Source organism: Mycolicibacterium holsaticum DSM 44478 = JCM 12374 (assembly GCF_019645835.1).
GTDB lineage: Bacteria > Actinomycetota > Actinomycetes > Mycobacteriales > Mycobacteriaceae > Mycobacterium > Mycobacterium holsaticum.
Genome location: NZ_CP080998.1, coordinates 2,503,626 through 2,519,765, shown reverse-complemented (window position 1 = coordinate 2,519,765; position 16,140 = coordinate 2,503,626). Strand labels below are relative to the sequence as shown.

General features: G+C 67.9%; 17 protein-coding genes and 1 riboswitch. Of the genes, 8 read left to right on the top strand and 9 right to left on the bottom strand.

The features are described 5' to 3' along the window. The first annotated feature begins 106 nt into the window (after positions 1-106). The gene (gene ripD / locus K3U96_RS12125; protein ID WP_069406611.1) at positions 107-649 is read left to right on the top strand and encodes an NlpC/P60 family peptidoglycan-binding protein RipD; all 543 of its coding nucleotides are present in this window, start codon (positions 107-109) and stop codon (positions 647-649) included. Here the strand turns inward: ripD and K3U96_RS12120 are convergent. Beyond that, positions 639-1,250: a DJ-1/PfpI family protein gene (locus tag K3U96_RS12120; protein ID WP_069406610.1), complete on the bottom strand. Its 612-nt coding sequence runs from the start codon at positions 1,248-1,250 to the stop codon at positions 639-641. The genes ripD and K3U96_RS12120 overlap by 11 nt on opposite strands. Positions 1,251-1,299: 49 nt before the next feature. Beyond that, positions 1,300-2,073 carry an enoyl-CoA hydratase/isomerase family protein gene (locus K3U96_RS12115; protein WP_220693158.1) on the bottom strand — a complete coding sequence of 258 codons (774 nt, stop codon included), beginning with the start codon at positions 2,071-2,073 and terminating at the stop codon, positions 1,300-1,302. Positions 2,074-2,119: 46 nt separating this feature from the next. Here K3U96_RS12115 and K3U96_RS12110 point away from each other — a divergent pair, with 46 nt between their 5' ends. Then, positions 2,120-3,304, top strand: coding sequence for an acyl-CoA dehydrogenase family protein (locus tag K3U96_RS12110; RefSeq protein WP_220693157.1), 1,185 nt, complete (start codon positions 2,120-2,122; stop codon positions 3,302-3,304). Here the strand turns inward: K3U96_RS12110 and K3U96_RS12105 are convergent, their stop codons facing one another. The 4 genes from K3U96_RS12105 to K3U96_RS12090 all read right to left on the bottom strand — a co-directional run bounded on the left by K3U96_RS12105 (position 3,305) and on the right by K3U96_RS12090 (position 7,312). After that, positions 3,305-4,264: a haloalkane dehalogenase gene (locus K3U96_RS12105; protein ID WP_220693156.1), complete on the bottom strand. Its 960-nt coding sequence runs from the start codon at positions 4,262-4,264 to the stop codon at positions 3,305-3,307. It lies immediately after the preceding gene. After that, positions 4,261-5,811 carry a class I adenylate-forming enzyme family protein gene (locus K3U96_RS12100; RefSeq protein ID WP_220693155.1) on the bottom strand — a complete coding sequence of 517 codons (1,551 nt, stop codon included), beginning with the start codon at positions 5,809-5,811 and terminating at the stop codon, positions 4,261-4,263. Before K3U96_RS12100 ends, K3U96_RS12105 begins: the two co-directional genes overlap by 4 nt. A 66-nt stretch (positions 5,812-5,877) precedes the next feature. Beyond that, positions 5,878-6,849: an esterase family protein gene (locus K3U96_RS12095; RefSeq protein ID WP_220693154.1), complete on the bottom strand. Its 972-nt coding sequence runs from the start codon at positions 6,847-6,849 to the stop codon at positions 5,878-5,880. 181 nt (positions 6,850-7,030) lie between these two features. Then, positions 7,031-7,312, bottom strand: a complete 282-nt coding sequence (locus K3U96_RS12090; RefSeq protein WP_230982437.1) for a DUF732 domain-containing protein — start codon at positions 7,310-7,312, stop codon at positions 7,031-7,033. A 197-nt stretch (positions 7,313-7,509) separates the two neighbouring features. On the opposite strand from K3U96_RS12090, the gene K3U96_RS12085 reads away from it, so the two are divergent. From K3U96_RS12085 to K3U96_RS12075, 3 genes are read left to right on the top strand one after another with little or no spacing between them, the layout of a single operon-like run. Beyond that, entirely contained in the window at positions 7,510-9,120 is a 1,611-nt protein-coding gene (locus tag K3U96_RS12085; RefSeq protein ID WP_220693153.1) for a threonine/serine exporter family protein, read from the top strand. Between the two features lie 44 nt (positions 9,121-9,164). Continuing rightward, positions 9,165-9,629, top strand: coding sequence for a hypothetical protein (locus tag K3U96_RS12080; RefSeq protein WP_220693152.1), 465 nt, complete (start codon positions 9,165-9,167; stop codon positions 9,627-9,629). Positions 9,630-9,682: 53 nt separating this feature from the next. Next, a complete protein-coding gene (locus K3U96_RS12075; protein ID WP_069405570.1) occupies positions 9,683-9,979 on the top strand; it encodes a putative quinol monooxygenase in 297 nt (98 codons plus the stop codon). Positions 9,980-10,001: 22 nt separating this feature from the next. Here the strand turns inward: K3U96_RS12075 and K3U96_RS12070 are convergent, their stop codons facing one another. Then, entirely contained in the window at positions 10,002-10,586 is a 585-nt protein-coding gene (locus tag K3U96_RS12070) for an FKBP-type peptidyl-prolyl cis-trans isomerase (RefSeq protein WP_069405569.1), read from the bottom strand. Positions 10,587-11,123: 537 nt separating this feature from the next. Between K3U96_RS12070 and K3U96_RS12065 the strand changes: the two genes are divergently transcribed. Continuing rightward, positions 11,124-12,134, top strand: coding sequence for a GGDEF domain-containing protein (locus K3U96_RS12065; RefSeq protein WP_230982436.1), 1,011 nt, complete (start codon positions 11,124-11,126; stop codon positions 12,132-12,134). On the opposite strand, the gene K3U96_RS12060 is transcribed toward K3U96_RS12065, so the two are convergent. Together K3U96_RS12060 and K3U96_RS12055 are read right to left on the bottom strand one after the other, a co-directional pair. Next, positions 12,128-13,039 carry an MBL fold metallo-hydrolase gene (locus tag K3U96_RS12060; RefSeq protein ID WP_220693151.1) on the bottom strand — a complete coding sequence of 304 codons (912 nt, stop codon included), beginning with the start codon at positions 13,037-13,039 and terminating at the stop codon, positions 12,128-12,130. The genes K3U96_RS12065 and K3U96_RS12060 overlap by 7 nt on opposite strands. 99 nt (positions 13,040-13,138) lie before the next feature. Further along, positions 13,139-13,915 (bottom strand): cysteine peptidase family C39 domain-containing protein, encoded by a 777-nt coding sequence (locus K3U96_RS12055; RefSeq protein ID WP_220693150.1) that lies wholly within the window; start codon positions 13,913-13,915, stop codon positions 13,139-13,141. Positions 13,916-14,002: 87 nt separating this feature from the next. Continuing rightward, a riboswitch (cobalamin riboswitch) is annotated at positions 14,003-14,184 on the top strand. Positions 14,185-14,233: 49 nt separating this feature from the next. Between K3U96_RS12055 and K3U96_RS12050 the strand changes: the two genes are divergently transcribed. Together K3U96_RS12050 and K3U96_RS12045 are read left to right on the top strand one after the other, a co-directional pair. Next, positions 14,234-15,280: a FecCD family ABC transporter permease gene (locus tag K3U96_RS12050; RefSeq protein WP_069405565.1), complete on the top strand. Its 1,047-nt coding sequence runs from the start codon at positions 14,234-14,236 to the stop codon at positions 15,278-15,280. Further along, the gene (locus K3U96_RS12045) at positions 15,277-16,080 is read left to right on the top strand and encodes an ABC transporter ATP-binding protein (protein WP_069405564.1); all 804 of its coding nucleotides are present in this window, start codon (positions 15,277-15,279) and stop codon (positions 16,078-16,080) included. The genes K3U96_RS12050 and K3U96_RS12045 overlap by 4 nt, the downstream gene beginning before the upstream one ends. Positions 16,081-16,140 lie beyond the last annotated feature (60 nt).

Sequence of the window (16,140 nt, the reverse complement as noted above, 5' to 3'; positions counted from 1 at the left end):
CAATTGGACTAAATGACATCCATGGCAGTACAAGTGGTTTTGCGACTGTTGTGACCAATGGTGGGCGCAGGCTGATCGCGCCGATGTTCGAGAAAGTTGACTTCCGATGAGACGCATACTGGCTTTCGTGATCGGGCTGGCCCTGGTGGGCACAGTGCCGGGTATCGCGACTGCTCAGCCGACCACACGGACCGCAGCCAACCAGCAGGCGGTCGATCTGGTGATCGCGCGCGGGCTCTCGCAACGCGGTGTGCCGTTCTCCTACGGCGGCGGTGACGCGTCCGGCCCGACCAGGGGCAGCGGAACCGCCGAGAACGTCGCCGGGCTGACTCCGGAAGGTCGCATCGTCGGATTGGACCCCGTCGTGAGCACCGTCGGTTTCGACGCATCCGGGTTGATGGTCTATGCGTACGCCGGGGCCGGGGTCAAGTTGCCCCGCTCGTCGGGTGCGCAGTACCAGGTCGGCCAGAAGGTGGCACCGGCACAAGCCCTTCCCGGCGATCTGATCTTCTACGGCCCGGAAGGCACCCAGAGCGTGGCGATGTTCCTGGGCAACAACCAGATGCTGGAAACCGCCGACTCGGGGGTCACCGTTTCCCCGGTGCGCACCGACAACATGGCGCCGTATCTGGTCCGCATCATCGCGTAACGGTGTCCGGCGTTCGCCATACGTCCTGTGGCACGGGGTAGGCGATCGCCGTCCGTACTGCACCGGCAGTCTGGGCGCACAGTTCGCGTTGCACCAGCCACAGCGCCAGATCGACGCCTGATGTCACCCCGCCCGCGGTGACGACGGTGCCGTCATCGACGACGCGGTGGTGCTTGACGACCGCGCCGTAGCGCGAAAGCTCCTCCAATGCAGCCGAATTGGTAGTCGCATAGCGGCCTCGCAGGATGCCCGCCGCGCCGAGGAGCAGCGCGCCGGTGCAGACCGAGGCCACCCAGCGCACCGAGGTCGCCAGCTCGGCGATGGCGCGGGGCAGCGTGCCGCGCTGAATCTCGTGCCGCACACCGGTATCGGCCGAGTCCACCCAGCTGCCGCCGGGCACCAGCAGGCCATCCGGTGTGCCCAGCGTCTCGGTGATCTGCATCTGCAGGCCGTAGGCCGAGGTCACCGGACCCGCGCCGTCGGGGCGCACCAGGGCCACCTCGATGCTGGTGTCCAACGCGGCGGCCCGTACGAACACCTCCCACGGCGCGATGACGTCGAGCGGATCGAACCCGTCGAACACCACGATCTCGATGCGCACAGCGTCTAGTTGAACACGACGGGCAGCGTCCTGGTGACGACGAGGTCGCTCAGCGGCCCCGCCACTTGGGTTTACGCCGCTCGCGCCACGCCAGCAGGCCCTCGGCGACGTCCTCGGTGGCGGCGGCCACCTTGCGCATGGTCTCGCCGAAGCGGACCGACTCGATCCAGCCCATGTTCTGGGTCCGCCAGGCCACCTCCTTGGTGGCCCGCTGGGCCAGCGGCGCGGCCTCGGTGAGGGTGCGCGCCCACGCCTGCGCCTCGGCCTGCAGGTCGGCGGGTTCGACCAGCTTCCACACCAGCCCGATCTCCTTGGCCCGCTCGGCGCTGATCGGCTTACCGGTCAGCAGCAGTTCCATCGCGTCGGCCCAGCGCACCCGCTGGGGTAGCCGGATGGCGCCGACGATGGTGGGCACACCGATGGACACCTCGGGAAACGAGAACGTGGCCTCGGTGCTGGCGATCACGAAGTCACAGAACAGCACCCCGGTCAGCCCGTAGCCGATGCAGGGCCCGTGCACGGCGGCGATCGTCGGCTTGAACAGCTCCATGCCGCTTTCGAAGGAGTTGATCGTCGGTTTCTCCCAGAACGTGCCCGCGAAGGTGCCGACCGAGCCTTGCCCGTCCTTGAGGTCTCCGCCTGCGCAGAACACGTCGCCGTTGGCGGTGAGAATTCCCACCCACGCGTCCTCGTCATCGCGGAAGCGGTTCCATGCCGCGTTCAGGTCGTCGCGCAGAGCACCGTTGATGGCGTTGCGTGCCTCGGGACGGTTCAGGGTGATGGTGGCGACGTGGTCTTTGCACTCAAACGTGACGAGGCTCATGGCTGCACCCTAATCTCAGGGGACCTGACCTTGATGGGAGTACGCAATGACGTCAACAGTGGACACGGCTGATCGAGTGACCGGTTTGGCCCGCGGGATGCGCGAGCTGGTCGCGGCAGAGGCAGCCGAGTCCGAGCGCACACGTACCCTCACGCCCGCGATCGTCGACGCGATGTGGCAGAGCGGGTTGATGTCGGCGTTCAATCCCGTCGCGGCGGGGGGAGTCGAACCGTCGTTCGCGGAGATGATCGAAACGTGGATCGAGATGGCTTGGCAGGATGGTTCTTTCGGGTGGATCGGCATCGCGAACCTGCCGTCGTCGTTCGCCGCCGCCACCTACCTGCCCGACGAGGGATTCGCCGAGGTGTTCACCGCCAACGACAACCGGGTCACCCTGGGCGGGCAGTTCTTTCCCAACGGACAGGGTCAGGCCGTCGACGGCGGCTACCGGTTGAGCGGATCGTGGAGCTTCGGCTCGGGAACCGGTCACGCCGAGTACGTCGCGGCGGGCTTTCTGCCGATGGACGACGGCGAGGTGCGCTGGGCCAGCGAAGGGGTGCCCGATATGCAGGTGGCAGTGGTGCCCCGAGACCAGATCAGCTTCAACGACGGCTGGCATGTGCAGGGGCTCAAGGGAACCGGCAGCTACGACTACAGCGCCGAAGATGTGTACGTTCCGGAGTGCCGCACGTTTCCGCTGTTCACCCGGGAACCCCGCAGAGGCGCGTCGCCTGCGACGCGTATGGGCTTGATGGGGGTGACCGCGGCCGGTCACGCGTCGTGGGCGCTCGGGGTCGCCAAGAGCATGCTCGACGACGTCGAAGAGCTCGCGGCCACCAAGTTCCGGATGAGCGATATGGCCTCGCTGGCCAGCCGTCCGACGTTTCAGAAGGGTCTCGCACACCACGTCGCGGCGTGGCGTGCGGCCCGCCTTCTGGTGCTGCACGCATTCGGGGAGGCCGAATCCGCCGTCGCCGCGGGTCAGGAGCTCACCCCGGCCCTGCGCGCCGATATGCGGGTGGCCGCCGTCTACGCCACCGACCTCGCCCGTCAATGTGCCGAATGGGCCCACCTGGTCGCCGGTACCAGCGCGATTCGCGAGGGCACGCGCCTGGAACGGGCGTTCCGCGACATGTACACCGGCACCCAGCACGCCTTCATCAGCGAGAAGGTCGCCATCGACGCGGCACAGATCTGGCTCGGCGTCATCGACGACCAGTTCGGCCTGTAGTCAGGCGGTGCGCGCGACGAAGTCGGCGATGATGCGGCCGAGTTCCTCGCCGCGCTGTTCCTGGATGAAGTGCCCGGCGCCGATCACCGTCGTGTGGGGTTGACCCCGGGCGCCGGGCACCTGTTCGGCAAAGACCCGCTCCCAGCCACGGGTCGCGAGGTCGCCGTCGGAGTAGGCGGTGAGAAACGGCCGCTGCCAATCGCGTAGCGCGGTCATCGTGGCCCGGCCGATCGCGGCGCCGGGATCGTTGCGGGTCAACGGGATCAGCGCGGTCAGCTGGCGCAGCCCGGCGGTGAACGAGCGATCGGGGAACGGGGCGTCGTAGGCCGCCAGCACGTCGGGACTCAGCGGCCCGGCCACCGCGTCGAGGAAGAAGCTCGGCACGATATCGGGAGATCGCGCATAGAACAGCACGTAGTCGAGGAGGGTCTCCTGCAGGACGACCCGGTCGTCGCCGACCCCGTGGTGCGGCCAGGCGAGCTTGCCTGCCAGCGCCGGATCGCAGGTGTGCAGGATGGTGTTGGTCGCCAGCACGCGGGCGAACCGGCCCGGCTCACGTGCCAGCACGCTCAGCCCGATCGGGCCGCCCCAGTCCTGCACGACGAGGGTGATGTCCCGCAGGTCCAGGCCGGTGACCGCCGAGTGCATCCACTCGACGTGACGGGCGAAGGTGAAATCCGTTGCCTCAGATAACTTGTCGGACCGACCGAACCCGATGTTGTCGGGCGCGACGACGCGCAGACCCGCATCGCAGAGCACGCCGATGACGTGACGGTACAGGTAGGACCAGGTCGGTTGGCCGTGCAGCAACAGGACGACGGGCGCATCCCGGGGGCCTGCATCGACATAGTGCATCCGCACCGGCGCGATGCCCCGCGCCTGCACCTCGACGTAGTTCGGCTCGAACGCGAAACCGGCCAGCGCGGCGAAGCGTTCGTCGGGTGTCCGCAGCACGCTCACAGCGCACCCTCGGTGATCCGGGCGCGCAACGTTTTTCGGTCGAACTTGCCGCTCGCCAGGGTGGGGATCTGGTCGCTGGTGACCACGGCCCAGCGGGTCGGCACCTTGTAGCCGGACAGCTGTGCGCGGGTGCGTTCGGCCAGGGCCGCCACGTCGACGCCGGCGTCAGTGTCGGCGGGCACGACGACGGCGCATACCTGCTCACCGCGCACCGCGTCGTCGACGCCGAGCACAAGGCACTGCGCGACGTCGTCGAACTTTTCGATGACGGCCTCGACTTCCAGCGGTGAGACGTTCGCACCCGCGGACTTGATGAGTTCGGTGGTGCGTCCGACGTAGAACAGGCGCGGGTCACCGCTACGGCGGTACACGCGGTCACCGGTGTGATACCAGCCGTCTTCGTCGAACGTCTCCCAGCGCTCGCGCTTGTTGTAGCCGGCCATGACACCGATTCCGCGGACCAGCAATTCGCCGACGTCGCCGTCGGGGACCGGCGCGCCGGTGTCGTCGACGATGCGCATATCGGTGAAGACGAAACCGCCTGCGGTTTCAGACATGGTGCGGTGCACGGGATATCCGTCGGGCACGTCGACCATCGCGACGTCCAGCGGGCCGTCGCGCAGCATCGGTGCGCTGGACAGGTCACGGCTGGCGAACGTCGGGTGGTCGCGCAGCTTCTGGGTGAACGCGGGCCAGCCCACCACCCCGGTGGCCCGCTCACGCTCGACGAGGTCCAGCGCGGTGCCGGCGTCCAGGCGCGGCATGGCGATCACCGTGACGGGTTCATGCAGCGCCCCGGTGACAGCGAGCAGCCCACCGATCCAGAAGAACGGCATGGCCGACAGAATTCGCGGTGTCCCTTCGGATTTCGTCACCATCCGGACCGCGCTGTGCCAGGTCGAGGTTTGACGGACCAGCGCGCCGTGGGTGTGCAGCACACCTTTCGGGTCGGCCGTTGAACCCGAGGTGTGCACCATGACGGCGAGATCGGCGGGAGACACCTCGGCCTCGGCGGCGGCGAGCACCTCGGCGGACACGCCGTGGTCACCGTCGTCGTCGCGGAGGCGCGTCGCCCAGACCCGGCCCGGATCGGCGGTGAACACGATGCGGCGCAGGTACGGTGCGGCGCTCAACGCGAGCCGCCCGCCCGCCTGATCGGACAGCTGCGGCCATGCCGTTTCGAAACGCTCGGCGACGTCGGTGCCGAGCACCCGATCGGGTGCGACCAGCAGCGCGATGTCGGCGAGCCTGCTCACCTTGGCCATTTCGGCCGGGGTGTACAGCGTGCTCAGCGGTACGGCCAGCGCACCGATGCGCGACACCGCCAGCCACCAGATGACCCATTCGACGCTGTTGGGGAAGAACAACCCGATGCGGGTGCCCTTGCCGGCCCCCGCGGCGAGCAGCCACCGGGCGATGCGCGCCGAACGCTGTTCGGCGTGCTCGTAGGTCAGCCGGTCGGTCGGGGTGACCAGGTAGAGGTGCTGGCCGAACTCACGCGCGCTGCGGTGCAGAAGCGCTGGAACGGTCGGTTGCGGAAGCGTCACCAACCGATTGTGCCCAACGCACCCCGGGCGACCTCACGATGCGGTCGCCCGGGGCGTGTCGAGGGCTCAGGCGCCCAGCGTGCGCTGAATGTCGGGCTTCATCGCGTTCAACTGCGAACCCCAGTAACCCCAGCCGTGAGTGCCGTTGGCGGGGAAGTTGAAGGTGCCGTTGGAGCCGCCTGCGGCGTGGTACTTCCGCTGGAAGTTCTTGTTGCTGTCCAGCGTGATGGTCTCGAGGAACTGGCCGGCGATGTCGCCGCCGCCGCCGAGTTCGGACGGAACGCCGTTGCCGCAGTAGACCCAGATCCGGGTGCCGTTGCTCACCAGGCGCCCGACGTTGACGGTCGGGTCGTTGCGCTGCCACGCCGGGCCGCCGGGGGGACCCCACATCGCCGTGGCGTTGAACCCGCCGGCGTCGCGCATCGCGACACCGACCAGCAGCGGCCAGATGCCGTCGGAGAGGTTCAAGAACCCCGACAGCGAAGCCGCGTAGCGGAACTGGCCCGGATGGTAGGCCGCCAGGATCAGCGCCGCGCTGCCCGACATCGACAGCCCGACCACCGCGTTACCGCTGGACGAGATGCCTTTGTTGGCCGCGAGGTACGCGGGCAGCTCTGAGGTCAGGAAGGTCTCCCACTGGTAGGTGTGGGTGCCGCCGTTGCCGACGGCCGGGCCCTGCCAGTTAGTGTAGAAGCTGGACATGCCGCCGACCGGCATGACCACCGACAGCCCGGACTCGAAATAGCTCTCGAACGCGGCCGTCTCGATGTCCCAGCCGCTGTTGTCGTCACGGGCGCGTAGCCCGTCGAGCAGGTATACCGCGTGCGGTCCACCGCCCTGGAACTTCACCGGGATGTCGCGGCCCATCGCCGCTGACGGCACCATCAGCGTCTCGACGGGTAGGCCGGGGCGAGAATAGGCAGATGCGGTCGCCGTCGCGCCCGTGACGGCAGCGAGGCCGGGCAGCACCAGCGCGACCACCGCGCCGACGATCAGCCTTCGAACAACGCCGGGCACCAAACTGGATAAGTACGTCATATCTGTGCACCTCGAAAATGCCGCACGAGGGCGGCGGTTGCCTGGTGGGACGCGGTCCGGCGGGCGAGGGCCGCCGGATCAGGTGCCGTTGCTTGACCCCTGCCGCGCGATTTCGTCGCAGCCGCCGTCAGCGGACTGCTGCACACCGTTTGTCGGCGGCAGCGGCCACCGCGTTACGGGCTCAGCAGCCGAGTTCGACGACGGCGGTGCTGACGATGTCGCCTGCGGTGGGAATGGACACCCCGAGGTTCTCGCGCACCATGATGACCGCGTCGGCCGCGGGCGTGCCCTGGCGGGTGGCGGTGCAGACCTTGGCGCCTTCAGCAATCAATTGCTCGGCACTCAGATATGGGAATTGGCTTTGCAGTTTGCGCAGGTATTCGTCTTGATCCGCCGCGGCCTGAGGCGCGAAAATCACCGAAGCGGCGAACATGACGACCAGCGCTCGCACGATATGCAGCACGAAATCACCTCCGAGGAAAGGGGGCCCGGACCTCCCGTGTCAAACGAGTTAGCCGGGTAATACAAATCACAGTCACCGAAGAGGACTGCTTTGTAGCACTAACTATATTCGTCGCTGGCTCGATAATGAAATCGGCGCATCGGAAACGGCCACCGCGGAACTGCGCGAGCGCGACGGCGTCAGTATCCTCCTGATAAATGGCGCACGATCGATTCGGCGGCTCGGCCCGCTTCCGCCGTGGGGTGCAGATTGCGCTTCGCGGGCGTCGCGACCCGGCGCCCGTGGCCGGTCAGCGGCGCCGCGCGACCAGCGGGGTTGGCGACATTCACACCCGCAAAGTTCTCGACCTGACGATCCGGCTCGCCGAAGTGATGCTGTCCTCGGGTTCGGGTACCGCCGACGTCGTCGCGACAGCCCAGGACGTCGCCCAGGCGTACCAGCTCACCGACTGCGTCGTCGACATCTTCGTCACCACCGTCATCGTGTCGGCGCTGCCGACCGCGGACAGCCCGCCGGTCACCATCGTGCGCAGCGTGCACACCCGGTCCACCGACTACACCCGGCTGGGTGAACTCGACCGGCTGGTGCAGCGCATCACCTCCGGTGGTGTCACGGTCGAACAGGCCCACGAAGCCATGGACGAGTTGACCGAGCGGCCGCACCCCTATCCGCGGTGGCTGGCGACGGTGGGCTGGGCGGGCTTCGCCCTCGGCATCGCCATGCTGCTGGGCGGGACCTGGCTCACCTGCATCCTGGCCGCCACGACGTCGGCGGTGATCGATCAGGTGGGCCGGCGGCTGAACCGCATCGGGACCCCGTTCTTCTTCCAGCACGCGATCGGTGCGGCGATCGCGACATTGGTGGCCGTCGCTGCCTATTACTTCGGCGGTCAGGGGCCGACGGCGCTGGTGGCGACCGGCATCGTGATGCTGCTGTCCGGGCTGACGTTCGTCGGCGCGATGCAGGACGCGGTGACCGGGTACATGCTCACCGCCATCGCCCGGCTGGGCGAAGCGGTGTTGCTCACCGCGGGGATCGTCGTGGGAATTCTCGCCGGCCTTCAGCTCGCGACGATGGCGGGCGTGACGATCGAACTGCACGTCGATGCGACGGAATCCTTCGTTGCACCCCATGGACCGCTGCCGATTTTCCTGGCGGTGTTCGGCGCCGGTCTGGCCGGGGCATGCCTGACCGTGGCGAGCTATGCGCCGATGCGGGCGATCGCCACCGCCGGGCTTGCTGCGGCTGCTGCGGAGGTGGTGTTGATCGGGCTCGGCACGGCCGGGTTCGGCCAGGTGTTCGCCAGCGGGGTCGCTGCCGTCGGCGTCGGTGTCATCGCCACCCTGATCTCGATCCGACGGCAGGCGCCCGCCCTGGTGACGGCGACCGCGGGCATCATGCCGATGCTGCCGGGACTCGCGGTGTTCCGGGCGGTGTTCTCCTTCGCGGTCGACGGCAACTTCGACAACGGGCTGCGCCAGATGATGGCCGCGGTCGCCACTGCGCTGGCGCTGGGCAGCGGCGTGGTGCTGGGCGAGTTCCTGGGTTCACCGCTGCGGTACCGCGCCGGGCGCATCGGTGACTTCTTCCGCAAGGAGGGCCTGCCGGGCCTGCGTCGCGCGATCGGGCCCGTCGTGCACCTGCAACCGGCCGAAGCTGCCCACCCGACAAGCGCTCACCGATCGCCGTCGCGAAGTGTTGCGCTGTCACCGCCCCGCGCCGAGGACCCCGAACCCGACGACGGCGACCCGGTCGAGTCCCCGAACGGCCAGGGCGATCAGCGCGACGGGCAGCCCGACGGGCAGTAGCCTTGCTCAGATCGGGCCGGGCCCGAGAGAGGACACCGGGCTTCATGACCAGACGACGACGCGGCTTGCCGGCCGCCGCAGTGCGCCTTGCGACCACGGGCGCGCTGATCATCGGCGGTGCGCTGGCCGGGGCCGGCCAGGCCGGCGCTGACGACCAACCCCCGGTTCCGCAGCCGCCGCCACCCGTGGGCGCGCCCCCGGTGCCGGAGATCGCCCCGGTGTACGGCCAGGGGCAATCGGGGGGACAGTTCGGCTATCTGCGGGATCTGTGGCACACCTTCCACAGCGACAATCCGCTCGGCGCGCTCACCGCGCCGCCACCCGTGGCGCCCGGGCCACCGCCTGGAGCCGGCCCGGCACCACCGTTGCCGCCGGGGCACATCTCGCTGACGGCGCCGGAGTCGTCGACTCCTCCCGCGTCCGCGCCCGGCGCAGTGCCGGGTCCTGCGCCGGCTCCGGTGGATCCGTTCGCGCCGCCGCCGATCGAGCATCTGCCGCCAACCCCGTAAACCGAGACGGCACGACGCGATGAGTCTCGGGCTGTCGCGCTGTCTAATTGAGCATGCTCATCGTTGCCGGACATCTCACCGTGCGCCCCGACGAGCGCGAGGCCTACCTCGCGTCGTGTGTGGGCGTCGTCGAACAGGGCCGCCGCGCACCGGGCTGCCTGGACTTCGCGATCACCGCCGATCTGATCGACCCCGGTCGGGTCAACATCTTCGAGCGGTGGGAGTCGCGGTCAGCAGTCGAGTCCTTCCGGTGCAGCGGACCCGACGATGCGCAGGGCGCCGCGATGATCTCGGCGTCGGTCGCCGAATACGACATCGCCGACGCGCGGTCGTTGTTCGGCTCGGCCTAACGGGCGCGGACGCGCGGTGCGCTCAGTTCTTGGCGTCGAGGACCTTGATCGCGAAAACCAGCGAGTCACCGGGCTGGATGCCCGCGGCGGGCTGCCCTTGGGGATACCCGTCCTCAGACGTCATCGCGACGCCGACGGTCGATCCGACCTTCTGACCCGCGATGGCCTTCTGGAAGCCGGGCACCACTCCGGTCAGCGGAAAGTCGACCGGAGCACCCCGCTCGTAGCTGCTGTCGAACACGCTGCCGTCACGTCCGTTGACGCCCATGTAGCAGACCAGCACGGTGGCCGAGTCCGCGACAACCGGTCCGTCCCCGGGCTGCAGGGTCTGCACCTGCGTCTCGGTTACGCTGAACGGCGCGGTGACGTCGATGTTCGGTGCCGCGGTGTCCGTGGAGCCGGTGACCGCGACGCTGCCCGTCGCGCCGGTCAGGTTCCATTCGGCAGGCACCGCAGCGTCGGGTGCCGCGGTGGGGCAGGCGAGGGCCGCCGCGGGCGGGGCCGTTTCCGGCGCGGAGGGGGCGACGAGTTCGGCGACAGACGGCGCGCTTGTGGTCGGACTTGCCGCGGTGGTTTCGGTATCGGAGCCGCATGCGGTGAGTGGCATGGCGAACGCGGCACAAGCCGCGATGACAACGGACGAAGGCTTACGAGAGAAGTTCACGCTGCGTCACGCTACAGCAGCCACTGCCGGTCGCCGTTGCTGTTGATACGGGCCCGGTTTATCAGTGTTGTACAGACAATCGGCAGGCGCCGCCGCGACATTGCTGCCCAAGGTGCAGATGGAGCCCTTGGTGGTGGTGTCACCGGCGCTGTCGCACCCCTGGCCACGCGGGAGTCGGGGTTGCTGGCGCCGACGGGATGCGAATTCAAAGATGATCCGCTACCGAACACGTCAGAACGCTTCTTGCGCCAGCGGCGGCGGCTATCTTCAATAGCCGGGCTGTCGAAAAGAAATTCAGTACGGTTTCTTTGACAACATAAAGACTCGTGCACGGGGAACGCGGGGGTAGGGGCGGGGATGGTCGGATGGGCCGAACGATTATGGAAGCAACAAGACCAATACGACTGGCTCAGCGCATACCTGGATGAGCGTGGGCTCCAGACATTTTGGCGATTTGCGACGTTCGGCTTCACCCTGGCGATGACCGCACTACCCATCATGCTGCTCTGGAGTCCGGCCGGCCCCGATCACCCCGCGACCATCGTGGTGGCCCTGCTGGCCGCAGGTGTGGGCATCGCGGGTGCCCTGTTGTGGCTGCTGCGGTGGCCCACCCGACAGCAGTCGGTGATCTATTCGCTGATGGGCGGTCTGGCGGTCGGCGCCATGTGCCTGGCGATGTCAAACCCGTACACGGGATTGATGGGGTGCACGATCTACGCCGTCATCGGTGGTGTCGTCGCGTACTTCCACACCGTCGGCCTGACGTTGGTGAATCTGGGCATGGCGACGGTGTGCTCGGTGATTCTGGCGTACCGGTTGGTGCTGGCCTCCGGCGACGTCGCACTGACCGCCGCCGCGTTGGTCACGGTGGCGGCGCTCAACGTCGGCGTGCCGTTCGGAATCCAGTCGTTGATGCACACCTTGCGCACCGATCTGCGCGGTTCTGACCGGGATTCGCTCACCGGGCTGCACAATCGACGCTCTTTCAACAGCACGGTCTACGAACTGATGATGCTGGATCGCCGCCGGGCGGGCCGCCTGTATCTGGTGATGGTCATGATCGACCTCGACAACTTCAAGCAACTCAACGACACCCGGGGCCACGCCGCCGGGGACGAGGCCTTGGTGAGCGTCAGCGCGGCGCTCGAGGAGAACTGCCGCTCGACGGCGGTGATCGGCAGGGTCGGGGGAGAGGAGTTCCTGGTCGCAGACGTGGCTACCAGCCCGAACCCTGCCAAGCTGGCCGAACGGCTCCGCGAAGCGATCGCGAAGATCCCCTTCCCGGTGACGGCAAGTATCGGTACCGCCGGCGCGCCACTCGAAACCAACTCGGCCAAGCCCAATCTCGAACTCATCGACGATCTGATCCGCACGTCCGACACGGCAATGTACGACGCCAAACGCGCAGGCGGGAACCGCGTGTGCCACTATCCGACGTTGGTCTCGGGTCCCGCTGCGCTGAGATCCGCCGAACCGGTCAGCGATCAATAATCCCAGACGGCGGGCACGCACCGGAACACGTCGCCGGCCGATGCGACCCGGCAGACCGACGGGAACGGCAGGTGGGTGGCCACCATCGACTCGCCGGACGCCGCCAGTTCCCGCAGAAGGCTGATCCGGACGCGCGCGGACTCCTCAGGATCATGTTCAAAGCCGTTGTGCCACTCGGGGTTATCAAACCCCGGCGCAAACACGGAGTCACCGGCGAACGTGAGCCGGTCGCTGCCGGAGGCGAGACGAACGATGCTGTGCCCAGGCGTGTGACCCCCGTTGCGGGCGACCAGCACTCCGGGAGCCACCTCGTGCTCGGTCTCGAATGTTCGCAGCTGGCCGCGGTACTCGTCGAGAAATCGCGAGGCGATCGACATGAGCGCGGCGGGCACCGGCGCCGGCATGTCGGTGTGGGAGAAATCGGGGGCCGCCCAGAACTCGGCCTCGCGGGTCGCGACATGCACCCGCAAGTCGGGGCGCAGCCGTTCCTTCAGCCCCGCGGTGAGAAGCCCGCCTACGTGGTCCATGTGCAGGTGGGTCAGTACCACGTCTGTCACCGCGGCGGGATCGATCCCCGCGGCCTGCAGTCGGTGGACCGTCTGTCCGGCCCGCGGGAAATCCGGGAATTCCACCCCCAGTCCCGCGTCGACGAGGATGATCTGCTCGCCGCTGCGCACCACGACGACGTTCAGCGGCCAGTCGAGTACGTCGTGCGGTAGGAACCTGTGGTTCAACCAATCTGCGAACTCGGCCGCGTCGGCGTTGGTGGCCATCGTCCTGCTCGTGATCGGCAGCACCCCGTCGCTGATCACCAGCACCTCGATGTCGCCGACCTGCACCGCGTAGCGCGACGGAACCACCTCGTCGAGCCCTTGCCTACCGAGTGAAATGCTGTCCAAGCTCATGTCCGTATCCTTCTGGGCGTCCGAGAAACCTCTGTCTTCTCGTTGAACGCCCCGCAACGGCGAGATTTATCCGGCCCGCACCGTGAGCTTTCGTCGGTGTCAGCGCGGCGCAGTGACGACGAGTTCGTGGTCTCCGGTGGCCCACGCGGATTCAAACACGTCGATGCTGACCTGCTCGCCGCGCGTATCGTCACCGCCGCTGTCCCCGAGATAGACGGCGTCGTTGTCGAAATCGATAGCGGCGACGGTGATCATGTGACCGCAGTTCGTCCGGTCACCATCGGTGTCCCAGATGATGCGGGAGTTCACGCACACCATCGCCTGCTGTCCGTTGCCGAGATAGTCCGCCAGCGCGTCGATACCGGTGTCGAGTCCTCCGTCGGCGGCTTCGGCGTCGTTCGTGTAATGGGCGTCGATTCCGAAGTGCTTCAGCAGCAGCAGCAGATCGGTCGAGCAGGTGCCGTGGCCGACGCCACCGTCGGTCGGGTCGACGCTCTCGTCGTACACCGGCTCGCCGGGTGTGCACTGGCTGGGCGTGGCGGTGGCCAGATCGATGATCTCGCGTTCGGAGGGGGCAGCGCCGGTGATCTCACCGACAACCATACGAGTGGCCATCAAACCGCAGTCACTTTCGCTCTGCTGCGCCCAGAACCGCGTGGCTGCCTCCGGGTCTCCGTAGACACCGCCGACGATCACCCTGGCGTCGTCCTCGTCGTTCTCGACCTTGTCGCCGGCCGGGTCGATCTCCGTGGGCGTCCGCGATCCGTCGTGGCCCCGACAGGTGAATGACGGTGCCGACGCGGTCTGCGGCGGTGATACCACAGGTTCGGCGGTTTCTGCCGCGCGGCCGCAGGCGACGCCCGCGACAACGGTCAACCCGGCGATAACGGTGGCGGCAAACGCTATTCGACTTGGCTTACGCCGTTGCTGGGATACCACGTGGAGAAAATAGACCATGGGGTAGCCTCAGCCGTTGAGAACGGTCACATCCGTACACGCGGATGTCAGGGAACCCGGTGCGAATCCGGGACTGACGCGCAGCGGTATGGGGGACGGCCTCGACATCGGCCACTGGAGAACATCTGGGAAGGCGTCGAGTCCGGATGATCCCGAGTCCGAATACCTGCCGTACTCGCTTGAGTCCACAGGTATCTCGCGCTCGGATACCCCGGCATATTGAGGCAAGTTCTCGACGTGAATGTCACCGAGAAGGCACCCCGTCGCACCCACCCGACGACCGCCGTGCTCACGATCCTCACCGCGGTGAGCATCGTGGTCTCGCTCGCCTTCGGCGCCGAGCACATCGCGCTGGGTGACGTGTGGCGCACCGTTGTCGGCCGCTTCACCGGCACGACGGTCGATACGGGTTACGACGTCATCATCTGGGACCTGCGCTTACCGCGCTCGATACTGGCCGCGATCGTGGGCGCCGGGCTGGCGCTGGCCGGTGCCCTCATGCAGGCGCTCGTGCGCAATCCGCTGGCCGAACCGTACCTGCTTGGCGTCTCGGCAGGTGCAGCCGTAGGTGCAACGGCCGTGATGACCGTGGGTGTGCTCTCCGCACTGGGCATTTGGGCGCTGTCGGGCGGTGCGCTGATGGGCGCACTGGTTGCGACGCTCACCGTGTATCTGGTGGCGCGGGCGCAAGGCGGGCTCACCGCACTGCGCCTGATCCTGTCGGGCGTCGTGCTGTCCTCGGCGTTCATGGCGTTTTCATCGCTGCTGGTGTTCACCGCAGGCGATCCCCATGCCGCCGAAAGCGTGATGTTCTGGTTGCTCGGCAGCGTCGCCGGAGCGACGTGGGCCAAGGTGCCGCTTGCCGGCGCAGTCGTGCTGATCTCGCTGATCGGCGCGCTGTTGATCCATTCGTGGCTTGACGCCTACGCCGCGGGCGCCGACACCGCCACCTCCCTCGGGGTGCCGGTGCGGGCGCTGCGCAATGCGCTGTTTCTCATCCAGGCGGTGCTCGTCGGCGTGCTGGTCGCCGTCTCCGGCGGCATCGGCTTCGTCGGGCTCATCGTGCCGCATGCGGCGCGGCTGGTCGTCGGGGCGACCCACCGCGCGATGCTGCCGGTCGCGGTCTGTGCCGGGGCACTGTTCTTGGTGTGGGTCGACGTCATCTCGCGGGAGATGGCATCACCACGGGAGATGCCGTTGGGCATCGTCACCGGCCTGATCGGGGCACCTGTGTTTCTGTTCCTGATGGGGCGGCGGCGCTACGAGTTCGGAAACAGCTCATGAGCCGCGCCGCGGTCAGCGCGCAGGGCATCGGGTGCCGTCGCGGCGGCAGAACCGTGCTGTCCGGGGTGGATCTGCTGGTCCCCGCCGGTACCCGGCTTGCCGTGGTGGGACCGAACGGCGCGGGTAAGACCACGCTGCTGCGTGTGCTGTCCGGCCTCGACGTGCCGGCCTGTGGAACCGTCCGGGTCGACGGCGAAGATCTGACCCGCATGCCGGCTCGCCGCCGCGCGCAGACCATCGCCGTCGTCGGGCAGGAGGAGCGGCCCTCGGGGGAGTTGACGGTGGCCGAGGCGGTGGCGCTGGGCCGGACGCCGTACCGCAATCCGTGGTCGAGGGCCGTCGCCGAGGAACGCCACATCGTCGACGACGCCCTCACCGCGGTTGGCTTGCACGGGTGGGGCGACCGCTCATCTGCCCAACTCTCCGGTGGTGAACGCCACCGGGTCGTGCTCGCACGGGCGCTGGCCCAGCGCACCGCGGTGCTCGTGCTCGACGAACCCACCAACCACCTCGATGCCGCATGGCGGCTGAGGTTCATGAAGATTCTCGACGACCTCGCATGCACGGTCGTCGCCGCGATGCACGATCTCGACCTGGTGCTGCGGCATTTCGACGCGGTCGCCGTGGTCGACGACGGCACGCTCGTCGCGCACGGGCCGCCGGCCCAGGTGCTGGACTCCGCCCTGTTGTGGGAGGTGTTCGACGTCGCCGGTGACGTCATCGCCCACCCCACGACGGGCCGATGCCATCTTCTGCTCACCCACGCCGATCCGGCGTTCAACCGATTCCGAGGAATATGACAGTGGCACAGCACGTTCGACCCCGGACCCGACGCGCCAGCCTGGCCGTTCTCGCGCTCG

Excerpts from the sequence above, each read along its gene's own strand:
- ripD (WP_069406611.1), top strand. The coding sequence starts at position 107 with ATGAGACGCATACTGGCTTTCGTGATCGGGCTGGCCCTGGTGGGCACA.
- K3U96_RS12115 (WP_220693158.1), bottom strand. The coding sequence starts at position 2,073 with ATGAGCCTCGTCACGTTTGAGTGCAAAGACCACGTCGCCACCATCACC.
- K3U96_RS12110 (WP_220693157.1), top strand. The coding sequence starts at position 2,120 with ATGACGTCAACAGTGGACACGGCTGATCGAGTGACCGGTTTGGCCCGC.
- K3U96_RS12095 (WP_220693154.1), bottom strand. The coding sequence starts at position 6,849 with ATGACGTACTTATCCAGTTTGGTGCCCGGCGTTGTTCGAAGGCTGATC.
- K3U96_RS12085 (WP_220693153.1), top strand. The coding sequence starts at position 7,510 with ATGGCGCACGATCGATTCGGCGGCTCGGCCCGCTTCCGCCGTGGGGTG.
- K3U96_RS12080 (WP_220693152.1), top strand. The coding sequence starts at position 9,165 with ATGACCAGACGACGACGCGGCTTGCCGGCCGCCGCAGTGCGCCTTGCG.
- K3U96_RS12075 (WP_069405570.1), top strand. The coding sequence starts at position 9,683 with ATGCTCATCGTTGCCGGACATCTCACCGTGCGCCCCGACGAGCGCGAG.
- K3U96_RS12070 (WP_069405569.1), bottom strand. The coding sequence starts at position 10,586 with ATGCCACTCACCGCATGCGGCTCCGATACCGAAACCACCGCGGCAAGT.
- K3U96_RS12065 (WP_230982436.1), top strand. The coding sequence starts at position 11,124 with ATGACCGCACTACCCATCATGCTGCTCTGGAGTCCGGCCGGCCCCGAT.
- K3U96_RS12060 (WP_220693151.1), bottom strand. The coding sequence starts at position 13,039 with ATGAGCTTGGACAGCATTTCACTCGGTAGGCAAGGGCTCGACGAGGTG.
- K3U96_RS12045 (WP_069405564.1), top strand. The coding sequence starts at position 15,277 with ATGAGCCGCGCCGCGGTCAGCGCGCAGGGCATCGGGTGCCGTCGCGGC.